We start from the raw sequence: 20,553 nt of genomic DNA on the forward strand, positions 1-20,553 counted from the left end.
CGGTTCTCACAGAGCGTTCAGTGCTTGCGCGGCGCCAGGTAGCTGAGCCAGCGGCGCTCGGCCAGCTTGAACAGGCGTACCAGGATGAAGGTCAGGCACAGGTAGAACACCCCCGCCGTGATGTAGGCCTCGAAAGGCAGGTAGTACTGGGCATTGACGGTGCGCGCCGCGCCGGTGATGTCGATCAGGGTGACGATCGACGCCAGGCTGGTGGTTTGCAACATCATGATCACTTCGTTGCTGTACTGCGGCAGCGCCCGGCGCAGCGCCGAGGGCAAAAGGACGCGGCGGTACATCTTCAAGGTCGACATGCCCATGGCCTTGGCCGCCTCGATCTCGCCATGGGGCGTGGCCTTGAGGCTGCCGGCGATGATCTCGGCGGTGTAGGCGCTGGTGTTGATGGCGAACGCCAGGCAAGCGCAGAAGGTCGCGCTCGACAGCCAGGGCCAGAACAGGCTTTCGCGCACCGCTTCGAACTGGGCCAGGCCGTAGTAGATCAGGAACAGCTGCACCAGCATCGGCGTGCCGCGGATCACGTAGGTGTAGAGCCAGGCGGCGAAGTTGACCACCGGCTGCTTGGAGCAGCGCATCAGGCCCAGCGGAATCGCCGCCAGCAGGCCGAAGAACAGCGAGATCGCCAGCAGTTGCAAGGTGGTCAGCAGGCCATCGAGGTACAGCGGCAGCGCCTGCCAGATGACCGAGTAGTTGAAGATCATAGTTCCACCACTTTCACGCCCACCGAGTAGCGCCGTTCGAGGTACTTGAGCGCCAGCAGCGAGACACTGGTCAGCACCAGGTACATCGCCGCCACCGCCAGGAAGAAGGTGAAGGGTTCGCGGGTGGCGTCGGCCGCCTGTTTGGCCTTGAACATCATGTCTTGCAGACCGACCACGGAAATCAGCGCGGTGGCCTTGGTCAGCACCAGCCAGTTGTTGGTGAAGCCCGGAATCGCCAGGCGGATCATCTGCGGCACCATGATGCGGAAGAACACCTGGCGGCTGCTCATGCCATAGGCCACGCCCGCTTCGGCCTGACCCTTGGGAATGCCGAGGAACGCGCCGCGGAAGGTTTCCGACAGGTACGCACCGAAAATGAAGCCCAGGGTACCGATACCGGCGGCCAGGGGGTTGAGGTCGATGTAGTCGTCATACCCCACCAGCGGTGCGACCCGGTTGATGATGTCCTGGCCGCCATAGAAGATCAGCAGGATCAGCACCAGGTCGGGGATACCGCGGACCACCGTGGCGTACAGGTCGCCGAGCCAGGCCAGCCAGCGCACCGGCGACAGGCGCAACGCCACGCCGATCAAGCCGAGCACGATGGCCAGGGCCATCGACGACAGGGCCAGCTGCAACGTCAGCCAGGCCCCGTCGAGGATGACCGCCCCGTAGCCTTTCAACATGTTTGGAATTCCTCACGGCTTAGAAAAGAAAAATGGTGCAAACCACAGACCTTCTGCTGTTTGCACCATTGCACGGGCGACGCCCTTTTTGATTACTGGGCGTCTGGACCGTAGATGTCGAAGTTGAAGTACTTGTCCTGGATCTTCTTGTACTCGCCGTTGGCGCGGATGGCGTCGATGGCGGCGTTGATGCGCTCGCGGTTGGCGTCGTCACCCTTGCGTACGGCGATACCGACACCATCGCCGAAGTACTTCACGTCGGTGAAGGACGGACCGACGAAGGCGTAGCCCTTGCCGGCATCGGTTTTCAGGAAGCCGTCTTCGAGCAGGGTGGCATCGGCCACGGTGCCGTCGAGGCGACCGGCGCCGATGTCCAGGTAGATTTCGTTCTGGGTGCCGTAGGGCACGATGGTCGCCCCTTTGAGCGCCAGCACTTCCTTGGCGAAACGGTCGTGGATCGAGCCGCGCTGCACGCCGATCTTCTTGCCCTTGAGCTCGGCCAGGCTGTCGCTGACGGTGGCGCCCTCTTTCATGACCAGGCGGGCCGGGGTCAGGTAGTAGCGCTTGGTGAAATCGACCGACTGCTTACGGTCGTCGGTGATGGACATGGACGACAGGATCGCGTCGATCTTGCGCACTTTGAGCGCCGGAATCAGACCGTCGAACTCTTGCTCGACCCAGGTGCATTTGGCCTTCATCTGCGCGCACAGGGCGTTGCCGATGTCGTAGTCGAAGCCGGCGATGCTGCCATCGGGCTGCTTGAAGGCGAACGGTGGGTAAGCCGCTTCGATGCCGATCTTCAACGGTTTCTCGTCGGCGTGCGCTACCAGGGACATCATGGACAGCGCCAAGGCGCCGAACAGGGCAAGTTTCTTCATCAAGTAACTCCATCGGTACGAGGCAATGCACGACAGCCCAGGGTGACTGGGCATGCCAATGAGTACAGCGCGAGCCACGGGCATCGACCAAAGTCGCAGACCACGAGCGATCAGGGGGCATTTTAACGACAGAGCGGAAGACGATGTTGCGTTGAGGCGACAACTACGTACACAAGCGCTCGAAACAGCAACCAGCCAGGTTGACAAGGAATATGAAATATGCGTGCAAATTCCTTATAGGAGCGGCTTCAGCCGCGATGGCCGGCAACGCCGGCCCTCTGACAGTTTTACCGAACACTGAGCGTCATGCGGCGCCTGCATTGGGGCTGCATTGCAGCCCTTCGCGGCTGAAGCCGCTCCCACAGGGTTCGCGGACAGTGCACCCATCGGCTAGCAATAAGCGGACCTATTATTCGCAAAGCCAGGTAATACGGCAAGTCCAGTGGGGTGTGATTGCCTGCCGAACCCATCGCCGCCCCATGAAGGTGCCGCGCCTGTTTCGCGATGCCTCGCAGGGGTACGAGGTCGGCTCGACGGCCGAGCGGCGGTGTCCGCCGAAGTAACGCCGCGCAAAGAAAACCCCGCCAAACATCGGCGGGGTTTCGCAGAGCGCTGACGGCCGACGCCAAACGGGTCTGGCGCCGCCCAGGCCCGGCGACTCATACGTGTCGATCAGGCGCTGGCCCGGCCCATCGACTTGTGCGTGTCGATCAGGTGTTGCACCACGCCCGGGTCGGCCAGGGTGGAGATGTCGCCCAGCGCGTCGTATTCGCCCGTGGCGATCTTGCGCAGGATGCGCCGCATGATCTTGCCCGAGCGGGTTTTCGGCAGGCCCGGCGCCCACTGGATGACATCCGGCGAGGCGATCGGGCCGATCTCCTTACGCACCCAGTTCTTCAGCTCCAGACGCAGTTGCTCGCTCGGCTCTTCACCGGCATTGAGGGTGACGTAGACATAGATGCCCTGCCCCTTGATGTCGTGGGGCACACCGACCACGGCAGCCTCGGCCACCTTGCTGTGGGCGACCATGGCGCTTTCGATTTCGGCAGTACCCATGCGATGACCGGAGACGTTGAGCACGTCGTCGACGCGACCGGTGATCCAGTAGTAGCCGTCTTCGTCGCGCCGCGCGCCGTCACCGGTGAAGTACATGCCGCGGAAGGTCTTGAAGTAGGTGTCGACGAAACGGTCGTGGTCGCCGTACAGCGAGCGCGACTGGCCCGGCCAGGAATCGAGGATCACCAGGTTGCCCTCGGCGGCGCCTTCGATGAGGTTGCCCAGGTTGTCCACCAGCGCCGGCACCACGCCGAAGAACGGCTTGGTCGCCGAGCCCGGCTTGAGCGCGGTGGCGCCCGGCAGCGGGCTGATGAGGATGCCGCCGGTCTCGGTCTGCCACCAGGTGTCGACGATCGGGCAGCGCTCTTTGCCAACGGCCTTGTGGTACCAGTTCCAGGCTTCCGGGTTGATCGGCTCGCCCACCGAGCCGAGCAGGCGCAGGCTGGAGCCGTCGGCGCCGGCCACGGCGGCTTCGCCTTCGGCCATCATGGCGCGGATGGCGGTAGGCGCGGTGTAGAGGATGCTGACCTTGTGCTTGTCGACGATCTTCGACACGCGGGTGATGTCCGGGTAGTTCGGCACGCCTTCGAACAGCAGTGTGGTGGCACCGTTGGCCAGCGGGCCGTAGACGATGTAGCTGTGGCCGGTGATCCAGCCCACGTCGGCGGTGCACCAGTAGACCTCGCCCGGCTTGTAGTCGAACACCTTCTCGTGGGTCAGGGCGGCGTAGACCAGGTAGCCCCCGGTGGTGTGCTGCACGCCTTTGGGTTTGCCGGTGGAGCCGGAGGTATAGAGGATGAACAGGGTTTCCTCGGCGCCCATCTCTTTGGGCAGGCATTGGCTGGACGCCACTTTCATCAGGTCTTCGTACCAGATGTCGCGGTGCTGGTGCCAGGCGATGTCGCCGCCGGTGCGCTTGCAGACGATGATCTTCTGTACGGTGGAGGTTTCCGGGTTGGTCAAGGCCAGGTCGACGTTGGCCTTGAGCGGTGTGCGACGGCCGCCGCGCACGCCTTCGTCGGCAGTGATCACCACCTTGGATTTGCAGTCGATGATGCGCCCGGCCAGGGCTTCGGGCGAGAAGCCGCCGAACACCACCGAATGGATCGCGCCGATGCGGGCGCATGCCAGCATGGCCACCACCGCTTCGGGGATCATCGGCATGTAGATGGTCACCACGTCGCCACGGTGCACGTCCTGGCCGCGCAGGGCGTTGGCGAACTTGCAGACGTCTTCGTGCAGCTCGCGGTAGGTGATGTTGCGGTGGTCGGCGGGGTCGTCGCCTTCCCAGATGATCGCGACCTGGTCGCCGCGTTCTTGGAGATGACGGTCCAGGCAGTTGTAGGAAACGTTCAGAGTGCCGTCGGCGAACCACTTGATGTCGACATGGTGGTCGTCGAAGGAGGTCTGCTTGACCTTGGTGAAGGGCTTGATCCAGTCGAGGCGCTGGGCCTGCTCACGCCAGAAACCCTCCGGGTTGATCACCGACTGCTGGTACAGGGCCTTGTAGGTGGCCTCGTCGGTCAGGGTGGTGGCCGCTACGTCGGGGCGAACGGGATACAGTGAAGCCGCACTCATCTCTGATACCTCGGTTTAATAGTTGTTTTTGTATGGAACCGTTGTAACCGTACCAGAACGGACGCGGCCATTCGACGATGGTAGTAGCACTGCCGGCCTGCCCTGCCGAGCGGCGACCTGGGGTGAAGGGCCTTATATCGCTGCGCTCGATTGCCAGGCGCAGGGCGACGGGCAACCCATATAGCCCACGCATTCTTGTAAAAAGACGAACACTCTTTATCACTATTCGCGCTGTTTCCGTCCCCGCCCGGCGCCTAGACTTTCTCTCGCCAGCAACGGCATCGAGATTGACACTAACGACAGCCCCCACGCAGACCGTGTCGATGGCGAGAAACTTCCAACCACCCTGCTCACCGTAGCGTTCACAACGCCGCGCGAGCCCCTGCAACTTGCAACTTCCAAGTGTGCAACTTGCCGTTCACCCTACAGGTAATCCGAACATGAAATATCTATTGGCAATGCTCTTGTGCAGCGCCACTGGCGTAGCCATGGCCGACGACCCAGACGCCACCGCGCCAGCCCCGGTCGAAGCCTACAGCTACGCCCAGCACCTGGACATCGCCCACGTGCTGTCGGTCAGCGAAGTACCCAACGTGTGCGCCGTGGTCCCGGCACGCATGACCTACGAAGACTCCCAGGGCCAGCGACACGTGCTCGAATACCGCGTCATGGGCAACGGTTGCTCCAACGGCTGACCGCCCGCGCAAAGCCTGTGCATGAGGCCGCCTGGCGGCCTTTCGGGCTCAGCCCTTGTTCAAGCCATGGTCGCGCAACTTGTTGGCGATGGTGGTATGGGAAACACCCAGACGCTTACCCAACGCACGGCTGCTGCCATGTTCGGCCGATAAGTTCTGCAACACCGCTTTTTCGAAGCGGCCGACAATATCGGCCAAACTTCCTTCCAGTGAAAATTCGCCCAGTGGTTGTCGCGCGCCATAATCGGGCAAGCGTATATGTTCGGCTTTTACCGTGCCGCCTTCGCACAATGAAACGGCCTGGAACATGACGTTCTCAAGTTGCCGCACGTTACCCGGCCATTGGTAATGGGCCAACTTGTCCATGGCCGCCGGCACGACCTTCGGCAAGGCGCAACCGATCTGCCGACTGGCCTGATCGAGAAAATGCTCGACCAACCCCGGCAACCCGTCCAGGCACTCGCGCAACGGCGGTATGTGCAACGACAGCACGTTGAGGCGGTGGTACAGGTCTTGGCGGAACTCGCCGCGCGCGCACAGTTCCGACAGGTCCACTTGCGTGGCGCAGATCACCCTGACGTCGAGGTACACTTCGTCGTCGCTGCCGACCCGGCGAAAGCAGCCGTCTTGCAGGAAGCGCAGCAGCTTGACCTGCAGGCGCGCGCTCATTTCGTCCACCCCATCGAGGAACAGCGTGCCGCCTGCGGTCAGCTCCAGCAGGCCGAGCTTGCCCTCGGCGCGTGCGCCTTCGAACGCGCCCGGGCCATAGCCGAACAGCTCGGTCTCGGCCATGGACTCGGGCAGGCCGGCGCAGTTGAGCGCCATCAGGGGCGAGGCCCCGCGCGGGCTGGCCAGGTGGCAGGCGCGGGCCAACAGCTCCTTGCCGGTGCCGGTCTCGCCCTCGATCAGTAGCGGCGCGTCCAACGGCGCCATGCGCCGCGCCTCGCGCACCACCGCGGCCATCGATTTCGAGCTCTGGAAGATGCTGTCGAAGCCGCGCAGCTCCTGCTTGCGCACGCTGTAGATGCGCTCGCCGATGCGGTCGGCGCGGTGCAGGGTCAGCACCGCACCGGCCAGGGCTTCGCTGTCGTCGTGCTCCGATTGCAGCGGCGCGATGTCGGCCAGGAACACGTCGCCTTTGACCTGCACGCGCAGGCCGTTGATGCGCGACTTGTTGGAGCGCACCAGCTCCGGCAGGTCGAAATCGTCCATGTAGCGCGACAGCGGCAGACCCGGCACTTCGTCGACGCGCACACCGAGCAGCTGCGCGGCGCTGCGGTTGGCCGCGACGATGCAACCGGCCATGTCGATCGACAGCACCGGAAACTCCAAGGCGCCGAGCAGCGCATTGAGCTCCATGTGGCGACGCTCGCTGGGCATCAAGCCGACGCGCTTGACCCCGAACACCCCGCCGATGGCCTCGAACTTTGGCCGCAGGGCCTGGAACTGCAGGTTCATCAGGTTTGGGCAATGCAGATAAATGGCGTTGCCATGGTCGCCGCCGACCTCGCCGCGCAACACGTTGATGCCGTATTCGACCAGCAGGTTGAGGATGTCCCGCAGGATGCCGATGCGGTTCTGGCAGTGCACTTTGATACGCATGTTCGCTCTCGCAGCGCCGAAAACCCAACGCAGACGTCAAATAGTTGTAAAGAAAGTCTGACAAAAACGGCGACCTACACCGCTTCAAGTCGGTGATTTTCCAATGCGGGCACGATTTTGTAAAACTTGCGTTACGAAAACCGCTTTTCGCTCGGCTTTGCCGACGCCTATCCCCCACGCCCTGCCGCTTGCCGTGCGCTACAACTGCACCCACGTGCAGCACACAACAATAAAAGCCCTCAGCAGGAGAGCGCCATGAAACAGACGCACTACGTGGCCCGCGAGCCCGACGCCCAGGGGTTCATCCACTACCCGCAGGAAGAGCACGCGGTGTGGAACACCCTCATCACCCGGCAAATGAAAGTGATCGAAGGGCGCGCCTGCGATGCCTTCTTCGACGGCCTGGAGCAACTGGCGTTGCCCACCGAGCGCATTCCCCAGCTCGGCGAAATCAACCGCGTGCTCGACGCCACCACCGGCTGGCAAGTCGCACGGGTGCCGGCCCTGATCCCCTTCCAGATCTTTTTCGAGCTGTTGGCCAGCAAGCGTTTTCCAGTCGCCACCTTCATTCGTACGCCCGAAGAGCTCGACTACCTGCAAGAGCCGGACATCTTCCATGAGATCTTTGGCCACTGCCCGCTGCTGACCAACCCCTGGTTCGCCGAATTCACCCACGCCTACGGCAAGCTGGGCCTGGCAGCGAGCAAAGAGCAGCGTGTATACCTGGCGCGGCTGTACTGGATGACCATCGAATTCGGCCTGTTGGACACGCCCCAGGGCACGCGCGTGTACGGCGGCGGCATCCTGTCTTCGCCCAAGGAAACCCTGTACGCCCTGTCGGGCGAGCCCGAGCACCAGCCGTTCGACCCGATCGAGGCGATGCGCACGCCTTACCGCATCGATATCCTGCAGCCGGTGTACTTCAAGTTGCCGAGCCTCAAGCGCTTGTTCGACCTGGCCCATGAAGACGTCATGGGCATGGTCGCGCAGGCGGCCCAGCTGGGCTTGCACCCGCCCAAGTTCGCGCCCAAGGCTGCCTGACCGCTTTTGTCGTCCATTCGATCCAAGGAAACGTTTTCATGACCACGTTGAACCAGAACCACTGCGTCGCTTGCAGCGCCGACGCCCCGAAAGTCAGCGACGACGAGCTGGCCGAACTGATCCGCGAGATTCCCGACTGGAACGTCGAGGTGCGCGATGGGCACATGGAGCTCGAACGGGTGTTCCTGTTCAAGAACTTCAAGCATGCCCTGGCGTTCACCAATGCGGTGGGCGAAATCGCCGAAGCCGAGGGGCACCATCCGGGGTTGTTGACCGAGTGGGGCAAGGTCACGGTGACTTGGTGGAGCCATTCGATCAAAGGGCTGCACCGTAACGACTTCATCATGTGCGCGCGCACCGATCAGGTGGCGCAAGGCGCCGAGGGGCGCAAGTAGAACGGTGTGGCGCGGGGGCCGCTGCGATGATTGGCGGTGGCTCAATGACTGCCGCGCCGCTGCCGGCGCGAGCGAACCGGAAGGTCGAAGCCTCGTGTTCTCATTCATGAGGCGGCGCGATTTCCTACGAACTGTCACACACAGTCCTGTATCCTGCGCGAGCTGTGGTGTGCTTGAGGCACGCCGTAGCGTCCGTTCACACCCACTTGCGAGGACACTCGAGATGCATGAAATCCCGAACTTCCCCTTCCCAAGCCTGAACCCCGAAGAGCCGACCGTTACCGTCCATGCCGAACCGACGCCTGCCGTCGAGCAGGACGACGGCGAATGTTCCAGCGCTGACCAGGACTGACCGCGCACCCCCGCAGTGTGAAAACGGCTGAGCTGGATGCAACGGCATTTCAGCGCGTTTTCACACCGCCCGCGCAATGCGCCTGGCCTACGCTCTTTTCTGTCCAACGCACTTCTCATCCAATCCCACCGACAGGCGCACCGAACGCCCCTCAGCACGCACCTGCCGAATATCCCCCGCCGAACCCGTCTTTACCCATGACTACCTTCGAACGCCCACCGTCCGCCTACAACTGGTAGGCTGTCGCGCGCAAAAAATAGCGTAATGCCATGCCCTGTTCGAACCCATCGCTACCGTGTCGACCTCGCGACCGCCTCTAGGAGCTTGCATGCCTTCGCCCCACCCTCGCCTGCCCTTGAGCCTGCTGGCCCTGAGCATGGCCCTGCCCGCCAGTGGCCTGGCCGACGAACGCGTGCTGCTGGCCCCCGTGGAAGTGTCCGACGTGGCCTGGCAAGCGGGCTACCAGGCCAGCGAAGCGCAGCTCACCGGCCCCCATGCCGCGCCTTTGCTCGACACGCCGGCCTCGGTCAGCGTGTTCACCCAAGCCCTGCTGCAGGACCGTCAGGTGCGCCAGCTCAGCGAAGTGCTGCACAGCGACGCCTCGGTCGGCGAGAGCTACGCACCCATCGGCTATTACGAAAACTTCAACGTGCGCGGCTTTACCCTCAATGCCGCCAACAGCTATCGCCTCAACGGCCAGACCCTCGCCGGCGAGCAGAACGTGGCCCTGGAAAACAAGCAGCAGGTCGAGCTGCTCAAGGGGCTTTCCGGACTCTATAGCGGCGTGTCCGCACCCGGCGGGCTGATCAATTACGTCAGCAAGCGCCCGGAAGAGGTGCGCAGCGTCACCTTGTCGAGCAACGAACAGGGCGAGCGCTACCTGGCCACGGACCTGGGCGGCTGGTTCGGCAGCGAGCGGCAGTTCGGCCTGCGTGCCAACCTGGCCCACGAAGACATCCGCAGCTACGTCGACCACGCCGACGGCCAGCGCGACTTCGCCTCGCTGGCGTTCGACTGGAACATCGGCCCCGACGCCACCTTGCAGCTGGACGCCGAATACCAGCAGCGCAAGCAACGCTCGGTACCGGGCTATCAGCTACTCGGTGGCAGCGCCTTGCCCCATGGCGTCAACCCGACCGACCGCCTGGCCTATCAGGAGTGGGCCAAGCCAGTGAAAAGCGATTCGCTGAACCTGGGCGGGCGCTTCGAGTACCGTTTCGACGACGACTGGACCGGCACCTTGAGCGCCTCGCGCAGCGAAGTGGTGATCGACGACTACAGCGCCTTTGCCTGGGGTTGCTATGGCGCGGCGAGCTGCGCCGAGGAAGCGGTGCCCAACCACTTCAGCCCTGAGGGCGACTACGACATCTACGATTTCCGCAGCCCCGACGACACGCGCCGCGTGGTCGAGGCGCAGGCCACGCTCAATGGCCGTTTTCAGGCGCTGGGCGTGGACCACGACCTGACCCTGGGTACCACTGCCCAGCGGCGAACGCTCGATCAGCGGCCCACCTACAACGAATTCGTCGGCAGCGGCAACATCGGCGAAGATGCGCCGTTCTGGCCCGCCTCCACCCTGGCCCTGCAAGACAGCGAGCGACGTCTGGACAGCCGCCAGTACGGGGTGTTCTTCAACGATAGGCTGAGCTTCGACGAACACTGGCAGACCGTGCTCGGCGCACGCGAGGTACGCCTCGACGAGCGCACCTGGGATGAAAGCGGCGCGGCGGGTCGCCACACCCAGCGCTACGAACTGCTGCCCAACGCCGCCGTGCTGTACAAGCCGGCGCCCGACACCACCTTCTACCTCAGCTACACCAAAGGCCTTTCCGCAGGCGGGACGGCGCCGTGGTTCGCCAATAACGCCTCGGAAATCCTCGCCCCTACCCTGTCACACCAGTACGAGATCGGCGCCAAGCAGGACTGGCGCGGCATGAGCTTCACCGCCGCGCTCTTCCAGCTGCGCCAGGCCTACCAGTACAGCCGCCCGGACGGCGACGGCCAGTTCACCTACGTACAACAGGGCCAGCAGAAGAACACCGGCCTGGAGCTGGGCGCCAGCGGCCAGGCCACCTCGCGCCTGCAACTACAGGCCAGCGTCGCCGCCATCCGCGCGCGGGTCAGCGGCAGCGGCAGCTCCGAATACGAAGGCCATCAGGCGTTGAACGTGCCCAACCTGCGCGCGGCGCTGTACGCCGACTATAGCTTGCCGGTGCCGGGCCTCGCGCTGCTCGGCGGTGCGCGCTACAGCGCCAGCAAGTATGCGGATCGTCTCGGCGAGGTGTCGGTGGGCGGGTACACGGTGTTCGATGTGGGTAGCCGCTACAGCACGCGCCTCGGCGGTTACGACACGGTGCTGCGCCTGACCGTCGACAACCTGTTCGACAAGCGCTACTGGCGCGATGCGGGGGACTATCTGGGCGACGACTATCTGTTCCAAGGCGCGCCGCGTACGGCGCGGGTCTCGGCGACGGTGCAGTTCTGATGAGAAGGCGGCGGGCTGGACGCCGCCAGTCTCTACGATGGCGTTGATACCGACTGGACGATGTCGAACCGTACCACTCGAGATGTGGCGCAAGGGCCTGGACCAGGCCCGCGTTGCAGTCCGTCCATACCGACGCCAGGCAACGACCAGGCCTTGAGTGCCGGAGCAAATCGCGACCAACAAAAAGCCCCTGGAGTCTTGAAGACTTCAGGGGCTTCTCGTTTACGAATGTGGCGGTGAAGAAGGGATTTGAACCCTTGATACGATTTCTCGTATACACACTTTCCAGGCGTGCTCCTTCGACCACTCGGACACTTCACCGTTTTCCCTTCAAGCCATTCAGCCTGTCGAGGCGCGCTAATTTAGTGGAAGGCTTTATCTTTGGCAAGTTTTTTTTCAGATTTTTCATGCGGTTAAGCTTATGCCCAACGCAGAGGGCAATGCTGCCAATCCCACCGCCGGTTTTTCCGGCCCCACCGGCTCGAACCAATGCCCAGCGCACCCGCGCCAGCCACCATGACCGCCCGGTCAGCCTTGGCGCTTTACCTGCCCGCCCCCGCTGGTTAACGTCGGAGCCCCGCCACCTTCAAGGACGCCCCCATGAGCGAGTTGATCACCTACCACAGCGAAGACGGCATCGCCCTGCTGACCTTGAGCAATGGCAAGGTCAACGCCTTTTCGCCCGAGCTCATCGCCACTTTCAACAGCCTGCTCGACCGCGCCGAAGCCGAGCGCGCGGTGGTGGTCGTCACCGGTCAGCCCGGCATCCTCTCCGGCGGCTACGACCTCAAGGTCATGACCGCCGGGCCGCAACAGGCCGTGGACCTGGTCAGCGCTGGTTCCGCACTGACCCGGCGCCTGCTCGCCCACCCCTTCCCGGTCGTCGTCGCCTGCCCGGGCAATGCCGTGGCCAAGGGCGCCTTCCTGCTGCTGGCGGGCGACTACCGCATCGGCGTCGAGGGCCCGTACAAGGTGTGCCTGAACGAAGTGCAGATCGGCATGACCATGCACCACGCCGGCATCGAGCTGGCCCGTGACCGCCTGGGCCGCGCCGCCTTCCAGCGTGCGGTGATCAATGCCGAAGTGTTCGACCCGCAAGAAGCCATGCACGCCGGATTCCTCGACCGCGTGGTGCCGGCCGCGCAGTTGCTGGACAGCGCGTTCGACAAGGCGCGCGAGTTGAAAAAACTGAACATGCTCGCGCACAAGAACACCAAGTTGAAAGTACGCAAAGGTCTGCTGGACGCGCTGGATGCCGCCATCGCCCTCGATCGGGCGCATCTGGGCTGAGCACAGGCCGCAGGCGCGGCCGGCAGGCCGTTGATTCACCGGAGAAACACGCAATCATGGGTCGAGTCGTCGCCGCGGCGGTGTATAGCGCCGGCAGGAAAGTCACCAACATCAACATCGACGAAGGCCGCGAGTGGGCGCAAAAGCCTGGGCACTTCGTCTGGATCGGCCTTGAAGAGCCAAGCGCGCAAGTGCTGGAAACCTTGCAGGGCCAGTTCGACCTGCACGAACTGGCCATCGAGGACGCGCTGGAAAAACACAGCCGCCCCAAGCTCGAAACCTTCGGCGACGCGCTGTTCATCGTCACCTACTCGCCGATTCTGAAAAACGGCGAGCTGGTGTTCATCGAAACGCACATCTTCGCCGGCACGGGCTATGTGATCACCTGTCGCAACGGCGACTCGCAATCCTACGCCGAGGTCCGCCAACGCTGCGAAGCGCGCCCGCTGCTGCTTGAGCATGGCGAAGACTTCGTGCTGTACGCGCTGCTGGACTTCGTCACCGAAAACTACCAGCCGGTCAGCGAGGCCATCCACGAAGAAATCCAGGACCTGGAATGCAACGTGCTGACCAAGGCCTTGCAGGAGTGCGACATCCAGCGTCTGCACCGTCTGCGCCGCGAAGTCCTGCGCATGCGCCGTTACGTGGCGCCCATGGTGGAGATCGGCGAAGAGTTGCAGCGCCTCAACTTCCCGTTCATCGACAAGCAGATGCGGCCGTACTTCCGCGACGTGCAGATCCATGTGAACCGGCAGATGGAAGACCTCACTACCATTGGCGAACTGGCCACCCAGACCATCGAAGTGGGCATGTGGCTGGAGTCGTCCAGGCAAAGCGTCACGCAACGCAAGTTCGCCGCCTGGGCGGCGATCCTGGCGTTTCCGACGGCGGTGGCGGGCATCTACGGGATGAACTTCAAGAACATGCCGGAGCTGAACTGGCACTACGGCTATTACGCCGTGCTGGGCGTGATCGGCCTGGGCTGCGTGGGGCTGTACACCAGCTTCAAGCGCTCGGGGTGGCTCTGACCCCGAGGCATCGTTCGGCTCAAGACGTGCCGGTGCACGCCTCGCCGGCGGCCTTGCTCGACGCTTTTTCAGGCGCATGGCTAATGAACCTGAGCATCCATTCCCCAACCAGATCGCCTTGGTGCGCCGTGGCCAGGCTGGCCACCGCCCGCGCGTAGACCTCGTCGCCCAGGTGCGCCTGCCGTGCGTCGAGCAACGCGCGCGAGTAGTCGTTGACGAACTCCGGGTGGCCCTGGAAACACAGGACCTGATCGCCGATGCAGTAGGCGGCGTTGGGGCAGAAGTCGCTCGAGGCGATGAGCGTCGCGCCCTCGGGCAACTCGGTGACCTGGTCCTGGTGGCTGATGAGCAGGGTCAACTCGGTCGTCTGGGCGCCCATCCACGGCGCATGCGCAGCCAGACGGTAGCGGTGCGTACCGACGCCCCAGCCTTGATTGGCGCGTTCGGCCTTGCCGCCCAAGGTCAAGGCCAGCAGCTGATGGCCGAAGCACACGCCCAGCAACTTCTCGCCACGGGCAAAGAGTTTGAGCAGATAGGCTTTAAGCGTTGTGATCCAGGGATCGTCGGCGAACGAATCGGCTTTGCTGCCGGTCACCAGATAAGCGTCGAACGTCTCGCTATCGTCGGGATAATGACCGTTCATCACGTTGAAGACGCGAAACTGCGCAGCGATGGTCTGACGTTCGAAGAGCTGTTCGAACATCCTTCCGTAACCTTGGTACTGCGCCGCCAACTCAGGTCGCAGGACATCGGTTTCAAGGATGCAGATGCGTAACGACATGGCAGTAGTCCCGAACGACAAAAAGGAAGGAAGGGCGTAGAGCCTGACGCGAAAGACACGTACAAGCAAGTAGGCGGCGCTGACGAACGGGCATGCCGGTGCGCCTATCGACGAAATGCAAGACGGCTGTCTAGCCCGCGCACTCCAAGGCGCGACAAACAGCGGGCATAACCCAAAGCGATTAAAAACCCTGCAAGTAGAACAAAGGGGTCTCTGAAATGGACAAGGTTCGCCCTACTGTTGGTTATGCACCCCCGCCACAGGCTCGCCGGCCAAGGATGACGACGTCTGGCACTATGCAGGCTTCTGCTTCGCCAGATTTGATTTCAGGAATAACAACAAAAAGGCAGTCCGTTATGTTCCGACACGCCAAGTTTCGCCAAGCTGGTCTCATCGTTTTCGCCACGACCCTGTTGTTGATCCTGCCGAACATGACTCGACTGTTCGGCTGAGGACAGCCATGGCGTCCCACGCGCGACGCGGTTAACCTGCCAGCCTCGATCGGTTGGAGTATACGCATGCGCCGTTGGCTGGCAGTGGGATGGATAGCGCTTTGCCTACCTGCGGGGGCAGCCGAATTGGTCCTGGAGGCGGGCCAGCACACGCGGCAATGGAGCACTGCGCAACTGCTGGCGCATCCGCAAGCGCGCAACATCGACGTCCCTGCCGACGTCTCCTATAAGCGCGCCATGCGCTACCGCGCCGTGCCCTTGGCCGCCCTGCTCGAAGGCATCCGCGAAGACGACCACCTGCAAGCCGTGGCCGCAGACGGCTTCGCTGCCGAGATGCCAGCCGCGCCACTCCTGCAAACGGGCCCTGCGAAGGCTTGGCTGGCCATCGAGGACCCCGCCCAGCCCTGGCCGCCACTGGCCGCCGGAAAACCCGGCGCCGGCCCTTTCTACGTGGTCTGGACCGATCCACAAGTCAGCGGCATCCGCCCCGAACAATGGCCGTTCCAAGTCGGCCACCTACGGCGCCTGGCCACTGTCGAACAGCGCTTCCCGCAGATGCTGCCAGATCCTGCCCTGCCCAACGACGCCCCCGAACGCGCAGGCTTCGCCTTGTTCCAGCAGAACTGCATGGCGTGCCACCGCCTCAACGGCGGCGGCGATGCCCAGGTAGGCCCTGACTTGAACCTGCCGCACAATCCGACCGAGTACTTCCAGGACGGCTGGCTACGCCAACTCATCCGCAACCCACAGGCGCTGCGCCAATGGCCGCAAGGCAAGATGCCGGGGTTCGACGAATCGGTGCTGGACGACCGGGCGCTGGATGCGTTGCTGGCGTACCTGAAACACATGGCCGCTCGCAAGCCTTGAGAAAGCCGCTGGGCCGCACGACCCAGCGGCAGTGACGCGCGTCAGGCGGTCATGCGTTCCTGGCGCACGCCCCAGCCTTTGATCTCACCACCCAATGGCGAAATGACGCGCTCGAAGGTCTCTTCGAAATCGCCGATGCCGACGTAAGTGGCGTACATCACCTTGCTCAGTTGCAAATGCCAGGCGCCCTCTTCCAACTCGCTCAATTGAGCGTTGGTCGATTCGCCGCGAAAAGCACCGGCGGCCCGCCGGGCACAGGCTTCGCTGGGGAAGGTGGCATAGAACTCGATGGGATGGATGCGGGTGAAGTCGAAGCCGCCTTCTTTCATCTGGCGCAGTACGGTGCTGCTGATGTCGTCGTCGTGGCTCATCATGAAACGTCCTCCTGCGGTGCAATGGATAGACTTTTCGTGCGCGGGGCGCAGAGGCCCTGGTGCATGTGGAGCGGATGCAAGACGTGGCGAGGGATTGGAACGGGAAAGGCCCCTGGAAAAGCCGGTGCCTGACAGGCAGCGTAGTGCCGATCAGGTCACTACGCTAGCTTGCGTACTGCTAAGGATGCTCGACGATCTCGGCGATGGTCACGCCGCTGTGCTCTTTCAGCCAGCGGGCAGTGGGAGAAACGCTTCGATCCTGGAAATCGTTGAGATCCAGCTCATCCATGACCGGGAACAACGACGAACGGATCGCCCGTGCTGCCTCTTCCTCACCGGGCCGTTGATCGGCGGTGAGCTGCAGCGTGGTCAGTTCGCCTTTTTGATCGGCAAAGATGATGTCCCACTTTTTCATCAAATAGCCCTCTGGGAGTCAAAGGCAGCGGCTGCTGCCTGTTTTAAATGACCTTGGCGCTCAGGTATTTGTTCACTCGGCATAAGGGGGCCGCAACGGCCCCGTCGACCCTTTCACTTGGGGATGCCGTGGACGACCCCGGCGGTGTTGTCGATCAGGCTCTTGGTCGCAGTCTGGATGTAGGCTTCGAGCGTCTTGAGCATGTGTGGCTGGTCAGGACTCTCGATCAGCTCGGCCTTGAACTCGCGGCCCAATTGGTAGCGGTAAAGACGCGGCGACATGTCCTTGGATTCGATCAGGATGCGATCGCCGGTCACCAAGCCCACGATCTGCTCGCTGCCCGACGGCTTGATGATGCCCACGCCGGGATCGCCCTCAGGCAGGTTCAGCAGGTCGCGGCCCCAGCACTGGTGACGCGTCTGGCCACCCAACCGGCCCATGATGGTCGGCACGATGTCGACCTGGGTGCCGACGGTGTGGTCGACCTTGCCGAACTTCTCCTGGATACCCGGTGCGATCAACAGCAAAGGCACATTGAAGCGGCCCAGGTCGAGCTCGGTCACCTGCTGGTGGTTGCCGAAGCCATGGTCGCCGACGATGACGAACAGCGTTTCGTTGAAGTACGGCGACTTGCGCGCCTTCTCGAAGAACTGGCCCAGGGCCCAGTCGGAGTAGCGCATGGCGGTGAGGTGCTCGTCCAGGCGCCCCTGGCCCGTGACAGGCGCGACCGGCAAGTCCTTGGGCAATGCGTACGGGGTGTGGTTGGATAGCGTCTGCAGCAAGGCATAGAACGGCTTCTTGCCGGCGCGCTGGGCCAGTTCCTGGGCGCCGCGGTCGAACATGTCCTGGTCGGACACGCCCCAGGTGGGGTCGGAGAACACCGGGTCGACGAAGTCGTTGCGGCCGATGAAGGTGGTCATGCCCTGGTTGCCGAAGAAACCGGATTGGTTGTCCCAGGCGAAGTCGCCGTTGTACACGTACACGTCGTCGTAGTCGCGGGCACTGAGCAAGGCCGGCAGCCCCGACAGCTTGTGGCCGCCTTCGGGGGTCTGCATCAGGTATTCGAAGCCTGGCAGGTTGGGGTAGCAGGCCATGGTGGCGAACATGCCCTGGTGGGTATGGGTACCGTTGGAGAAGAAGCGGTCGAACAGCAACCCTTCCTGGGCCAGCTTGTCGAAGTTCGGGGTGATGTCGTTCGGGCTGCCCAAGGCGCCTACCGAATGGCCGGCGAAGCTTTCCATGAGGATCACCACGACGTTCTTGATCGGCAGGGTATTGGCCTGCGGCGGCACGAAATCGCGGCGGATGGCGGCCTCGTCAGCATCGACCAGGGTGTCGTTGGCGGTCAGTATCTGCTCGCGCACGCTCTGCAAGGCGACCTGAGGGTCGAGCGTGGCCTTCCAGATGTTGGCGCGGTCTTCGCCGAAGCGGCTCTTGGCGGCATCGATCAGGGTCAGCGTACCGTTGAGGCCCAATTGGTTCACGAAGTTCGAATCGGTGGTGAAGGCATCCCCCCAACGCATCGGCGGGCCTTGGCGCAAGGTGCCGCGTGCGGCCACGACCGCCACCAGCAGGATCACCATGAACACCGCCAGGCGGTTGTACCAAGGGGTGGGACGGGTAAGCGTCGCAGCCGTGTCGGCGCTGCCCTGCCCGCGGGTCAGGCGATCGATACCCTTGAACAGCAGGCTCAGCAGCCAGGTGCCGAGCAGCCAGGCCAGCAGGTAGCGCACCACGGGAAAGCCGTACCAGAGCATGCTCAGGACGGTCTTGGGGTCTTCCTTGACGTACTGGAACACCAGACCGTTCAGGCGCTGGTGGAACTCGCGGTAGAAGTCCATCTCCATCAGGCCGAGGAACATCACCAGGCTCGCGGTCAGCGTCAGCCAGACACGGAAGAACCCGCGCCGGGCCATGGCCCAGGTGCTCAAGGTCGCCAGCAGCAATGGCACACTGATGTAGACCACCACGCGCAGGTCGAAGCGCAGGCCGTTGAGGAAGCCTTCGGCGACGGTGGCATAGGGCGTGTCGCCGATCATGTCGCTGTTGTAGAGCAGCAGTGCCAGACGCACCAGGCTCAGCATCAGCATGATCACCAGTGCGCAGAGCACGGTGTAGGCCAGATGGCGTTTGACGGTAGGGATGAAGGGAGCGCGCGCGCCCTTTTGCTTCAAGGCATCGGGATAAGCCATGAACGGAAAGGTCCTGAAAGTGCGGGTTGCGGAAAAGTGCCCGCCAGCCACGATCGCTGGTGCAGGGCCGAGGCGGCATTGTGCGGCGCGGATTTTCATTAATCCAGTGTGAAAATTGTGTCACCTTCGCGCGGGTCAGCTTACCGCCCGATGGCGTGGAACGGCTCCCGGGTTGCCGTACGCCCCTGCGAAACGAGGCTCGGCGCTTGCCCGTCAGGTGACAGGCAAGCGCCGAGCCTCGCTGCTTGGACCGTGAGCGTGTGTCCCGCGGTCTAATGCGCCTGCATCAAATCCGTGCGTTGCCGCGCGGACCGGCGATGGCCCAAATGATCAGGCCTACGACTGGCAAGAACAGAATCAGCAGAATCCACAACACCTTGGCGACGCCGGATGCGCCGCTGCGGATGACGTTGATGATGGCCCAGATGTCCAAGGCCAGAATGATCAGGCCAATCAGCCCATTGAATGTCGAACCCATGTCACTGCTCCTGCATAGAAAGATCGGAAGGTCAGGCGCCGCGACCGTCTCGACTGCGTGCCTCACTGACTACGACCACACGCCGCAGCGGATGTCCCAAATGCGCTTCGCTTGAATGCGCTCGAACTTGAAATCGGCACTGTGCCGTCCTGCGGCGTGGCGCTATGAACGCCATAGAAGGGAATCCTTGGTGAGTGGCGCGGGTCCACCCTTAGACTCGACAGACCCTTTCAGCCACGAGGTTCGCAATGCCACCAGCCGATTCTTCCGCCCCGACACCAGCCTCCATGCTCGGGGTTTGGCGCCAGCAGGCGCTGAGCAGCCCGTGGCTCAGCGCGGGCCTGGGCTTGAGCCTGCTGGCGATCCTGTTCCTGCTGGGGGCGAGCATCTACAACGCAGTCAACGGCGAGCACGCCGACAACCTGCACCTGGCGGCGCTGGGAGGCCTGTCGGGCTTCGGCGCCACGGCCCTGGGGGCGGTACTGGCGGTGGTGCTGCGCGATGTCAGCAGCCGCAACCAGGATGTGATGTTGGGTTTCGCCGCCGGCATGATGCTGGCGGCCAGTTCGTTCTCGCTGATTCTGCCGGGCCTGGATGCCGCCCGCGAAATCACCGGCAACGGTTCGCTGGCCGCCGCCGTGGTGGTGCTCGGCATGGGCCTTGGGGTGCTGCTGATGCTCGGCCTGGACCGCTTCACTCCGCACGAGCACGAGAGCACTGGTGCCCAAGGGCCGGAAACCGAGCGCATCAACCGTGTCTGGTTGTTCGTGCTGGCGATCACCTTGCACAACCTGCCTGAAGGCATGGCCATCGGCGTGAGCTTCACCAACGGCGACATGAGCGTCGGTCTGCCGCTGACCAGCGCCATCGCCATTCAGGACATCCCCGAAGGCCTGGCCGTGGCGCTGGCGCTGCGCGCCACGGGCTTGTCGAGCCTGCGCGCGGCATTGGTGGCGATCGGTTCGGGGTTGATGGAGCCGCTGGGTGCGGTGATCGGCCTGGGCATCTCCACCGGCTTCGCCTTGGCCTATCCGATCAGCATGGGCCTGGCGGCCGGGGCGATGCTGTTCGTGGTGTCCCACGAGGTGATCCCGGAAACCCACCGCAATGGCCACCAGACCTCGGCGACGGTGGGGCTGATGGGTGGGTTCGCCGTGATGATGTTTCTGGATACGGCACTGGGTTGACCGGC

19 protein-coding genes and 1 tRNA gene are annotated in these 20,553 nt (G+C 63.3%); 9 read left to right on the forward strand and 11 right to left on the reverse strand.

Translation table 11 applies throughout. The annotated features are described in order from the left end of the window. Positions 1-17 precede the first annotated feature (17 nt). The 4 genes from B4M43_RS04035 to acs all read right to left on the reverse strand — a co-directional run bounded on the left by B4M43_RS04035 (position 18) and on the right by acs (position 4,914). Entirely contained in the window at positions 18-716 is a 699-nt protein-coding gene (locus B4M43_RS04035; RefSeq protein ID WP_296264426.1) for an ABC transporter permease, read from the reverse strand. Beyond that, positions 713-1,402, reverse strand: a complete 690-nt coding sequence (locus B4M43_RS04040; RefSeq protein WP_296264428.1) for an ABC transporter permease — start codon at positions 1,400-1,402, stop codon at positions 713-715. Before B4M43_RS04040 ends, B4M43_RS04035 begins: the two co-directional genes overlap by 4 nt. Positions 1,403-1,494: 92 nt before the next feature. Beyond that, on the reverse strand, positions 1,495-2,280 hold the full coding sequence (locus B4M43_RS04045; protein WP_296264430.1) for an ABC transporter substrate-binding protein: 786 nt from the start codon (positions 2,278-2,280) through the stop codon (positions 1,495-1,497). Positions 2,281-2,952: 672 nt separating this feature from the next. Then, on the reverse strand, positions 2,953-4,914 hold the full coding sequence (gene acs, locus B4M43_RS04050; RefSeq protein WP_296264432.1) for an acetate--CoA ligase: 1,962 nt from the start codon (positions 4,912-4,914) through the stop codon (positions 2,953-2,955). Positions 4,915-5,354: 440 nt separating this feature from the next. Between acs and B4M43_RS04055 the strand changes: the two genes are divergently transcribed. After that, positions 5,355-5,609, forward strand: a complete 255-nt coding sequence (locus B4M43_RS04055) for a DUF2790 domain-containing protein (RefSeq protein ID WP_296264434.1) — start codon at positions 5,355-5,357, stop codon at positions 5,607-5,609. 48 nt (positions 5,610-5,657) lie between these two features. Here the strand turns inward: B4M43_RS04055 and B4M43_RS04060 are convergent, their stop codons facing one another. Further along, positions 5,658-7,211 carry a sigma-54-dependent transcriptional regulator gene (locus B4M43_RS04060; RefSeq protein ID WP_296264436.1) on the reverse strand — a complete coding sequence of 518 codons (1,554 nt, stop codon included), beginning with the start codon at positions 7,209-7,211 and terminating at the stop codon, positions 5,658-5,660. A 255-nt stretch (positions 7,212-7,466) separates the two neighbouring features. On the opposite strand from B4M43_RS04060, the gene phhA reads away from it, so the two are divergent. From phhA to B4M43_RS04080, 4 genes are all read left to right on the forward strand, one after another. Next, complete coding sequence (phhA, locus tag B4M43_RS04065) at positions 7,467-8,252, forward strand: phenylalanine 4-monooxygenase (protein ID WP_296264438.1); 786 nt, start codon at positions 7,467-7,469, stop codon at positions 8,250-8,252. 38 nt (positions 8,253-8,290) lie between these two features. Beyond that, a complete protein-coding gene (locus tag B4M43_RS04070) occupies positions 8,291-8,647 on the forward strand; it encodes a 4a-hydroxytetrahydrobiopterin dehydratase (protein ID WP_296264439.1) in 357 nt (118 codons plus the stop codon). A 223-nt stretch (positions 8,648-8,870) separates the two neighbouring features. Further along, on the forward strand, positions 8,871-8,999 hold the full coding sequence (locus tag B4M43_RS04075) for a hypothetical protein (protein WP_296264441.1): 129 nt from the start codon (positions 8,871-8,873) through the stop codon (positions 8,997-8,999). Between the two features lie 328 nt (positions 9,000-9,327). Beyond that, positions 9,328-11,484 (forward strand): TonB-dependent siderophore receptor, encoded by a 2,157-nt coding sequence (locus tag B4M43_RS04080; RefSeq protein ID WP_296264443.1) that lies wholly within the window; start codon positions 9,328-9,330, stop codon positions 11,482-11,484. A 231-nt stretch (positions 11,485-11,715) separates the two neighbouring features. Here B4M43_RS04080 and B4M43_RS04085 read toward each other — a convergent pair. Beyond that, positions 11,716-11,805 (reverse strand) — tRNA-Ser (locus tag B4M43_RS04085). Between the two features lie 279 nt (positions 11,806-12,084). Here B4M43_RS04085 and B4M43_RS04090 point away from each other — a divergent pair. Together B4M43_RS04090 and B4M43_RS04095 are read left to right on the forward strand one after the other, a co-directional pair. Next, positions 12,085-12,774 (forward strand): crotonase/enoyl-CoA hydratase family protein, encoded by a 690-nt coding sequence (locus B4M43_RS04090; RefSeq protein ID WP_296264445.1) that lies wholly within the window; start codon positions 12,085-12,087, stop codon positions 12,772-12,774. A gap of 56 nt (positions 12,775-12,830) precedes the next feature. Further along, complete coding sequence (locus B4M43_RS04095) at positions 12,831-13,802, forward strand: magnesium and cobalt transport protein CorA (RefSeq protein ID WP_296264448.1); 972 nt, start codon at positions 12,831-12,833, stop codon at positions 13,800-13,802. Positions 13,803-13,821: 19 nt separating this feature from the next. On the opposite strand, the gene B4M43_RS04100 is transcribed toward B4M43_RS04095, so the two are convergent. Next, entirely contained in the window at positions 13,822-14,583 is a 762-nt protein-coding gene (locus tag B4M43_RS04100) for an amidotransferase (protein ID WP_296264450.1), read from the reverse strand. Positions 14,584-15,101: 518 nt separating this feature from the next. On the opposite strand from B4M43_RS04100, the gene B4M43_RS04105 reads away from it, so the two are divergent. Beyond that, positions 15,102-15,902: a cytochrome c gene (locus B4M43_RS04105; RefSeq protein WP_296264452.1), complete on the forward strand. Its 801-nt coding sequence runs from the start codon at positions 15,102-15,104 to the stop codon at positions 15,900-15,902. A gap of 41 nt (positions 15,903-15,943) precedes the next feature. On the opposite strand, the gene B4M43_RS04110 is transcribed toward B4M43_RS04105, so the two are convergent. From B4M43_RS04110 to B4M43_RS04125, 4 genes are all read right to left on the reverse strand, one after another. Next, on the reverse strand, positions 15,944-16,276 hold the full coding sequence (locus B4M43_RS04110) for a ribonuclease E inhibitor RraB (protein WP_296264454.1): 333 nt from the start codon (positions 16,274-16,276) through the stop codon (positions 15,944-15,946). 178 nt (positions 16,277-16,454) lie between these two features. After that, on the reverse strand, positions 16,455-16,691 hold the full coding sequence (locus B4M43_RS04115; protein WP_296264456.1) for a hypothetical protein: 237 nt from the start codon (positions 16,689-16,691) through the stop codon (positions 16,455-16,457). A gap of 113 nt (positions 16,692-16,804) precedes the next feature. Further along, entirely contained in the window at positions 16,805-18,883 is a 2,079-nt protein-coding gene (locus tag B4M43_RS04120) for an LTA synthase family protein (protein WP_296264457.1), read from the reverse strand. A gap of 286 nt (positions 18,884-19,169) precedes the next feature. Then, entirely contained in the window at positions 19,170-19,361 is a 192-nt protein-coding gene (locus tag B4M43_RS04125) for a PLD nuclease N-terminal domain-containing protein (RefSeq protein ID WP_296264459.1), read from the reverse strand. Between the two features lie 248 nt (positions 19,362-19,609). Here B4M43_RS04125 and B4M43_RS04130 point away from each other — a divergent pair, with 248 nt between their 5' ends. Further along, a complete protein-coding gene (locus B4M43_RS04130; protein WP_296264460.1) occupies positions 19,610-20,548 on the forward strand; it encodes a ZIP family metal transporter in 939 nt (312 codons plus the stop codon). The last annotated feature ends 5 nt before the right edge of the window (positions 20,549-20,553 follow it).

Origin of the sequence: Pseudomonas sp. UBA6562 (genome assembly GCF_002434265.1) — a bacterium.
Taxonomy (GTDB): domain Bacteria; phylum Pseudomonadota; class Gammaproteobacteria; order Pseudomonadales; family Pseudomonadaceae; genus Aquipseudomonas.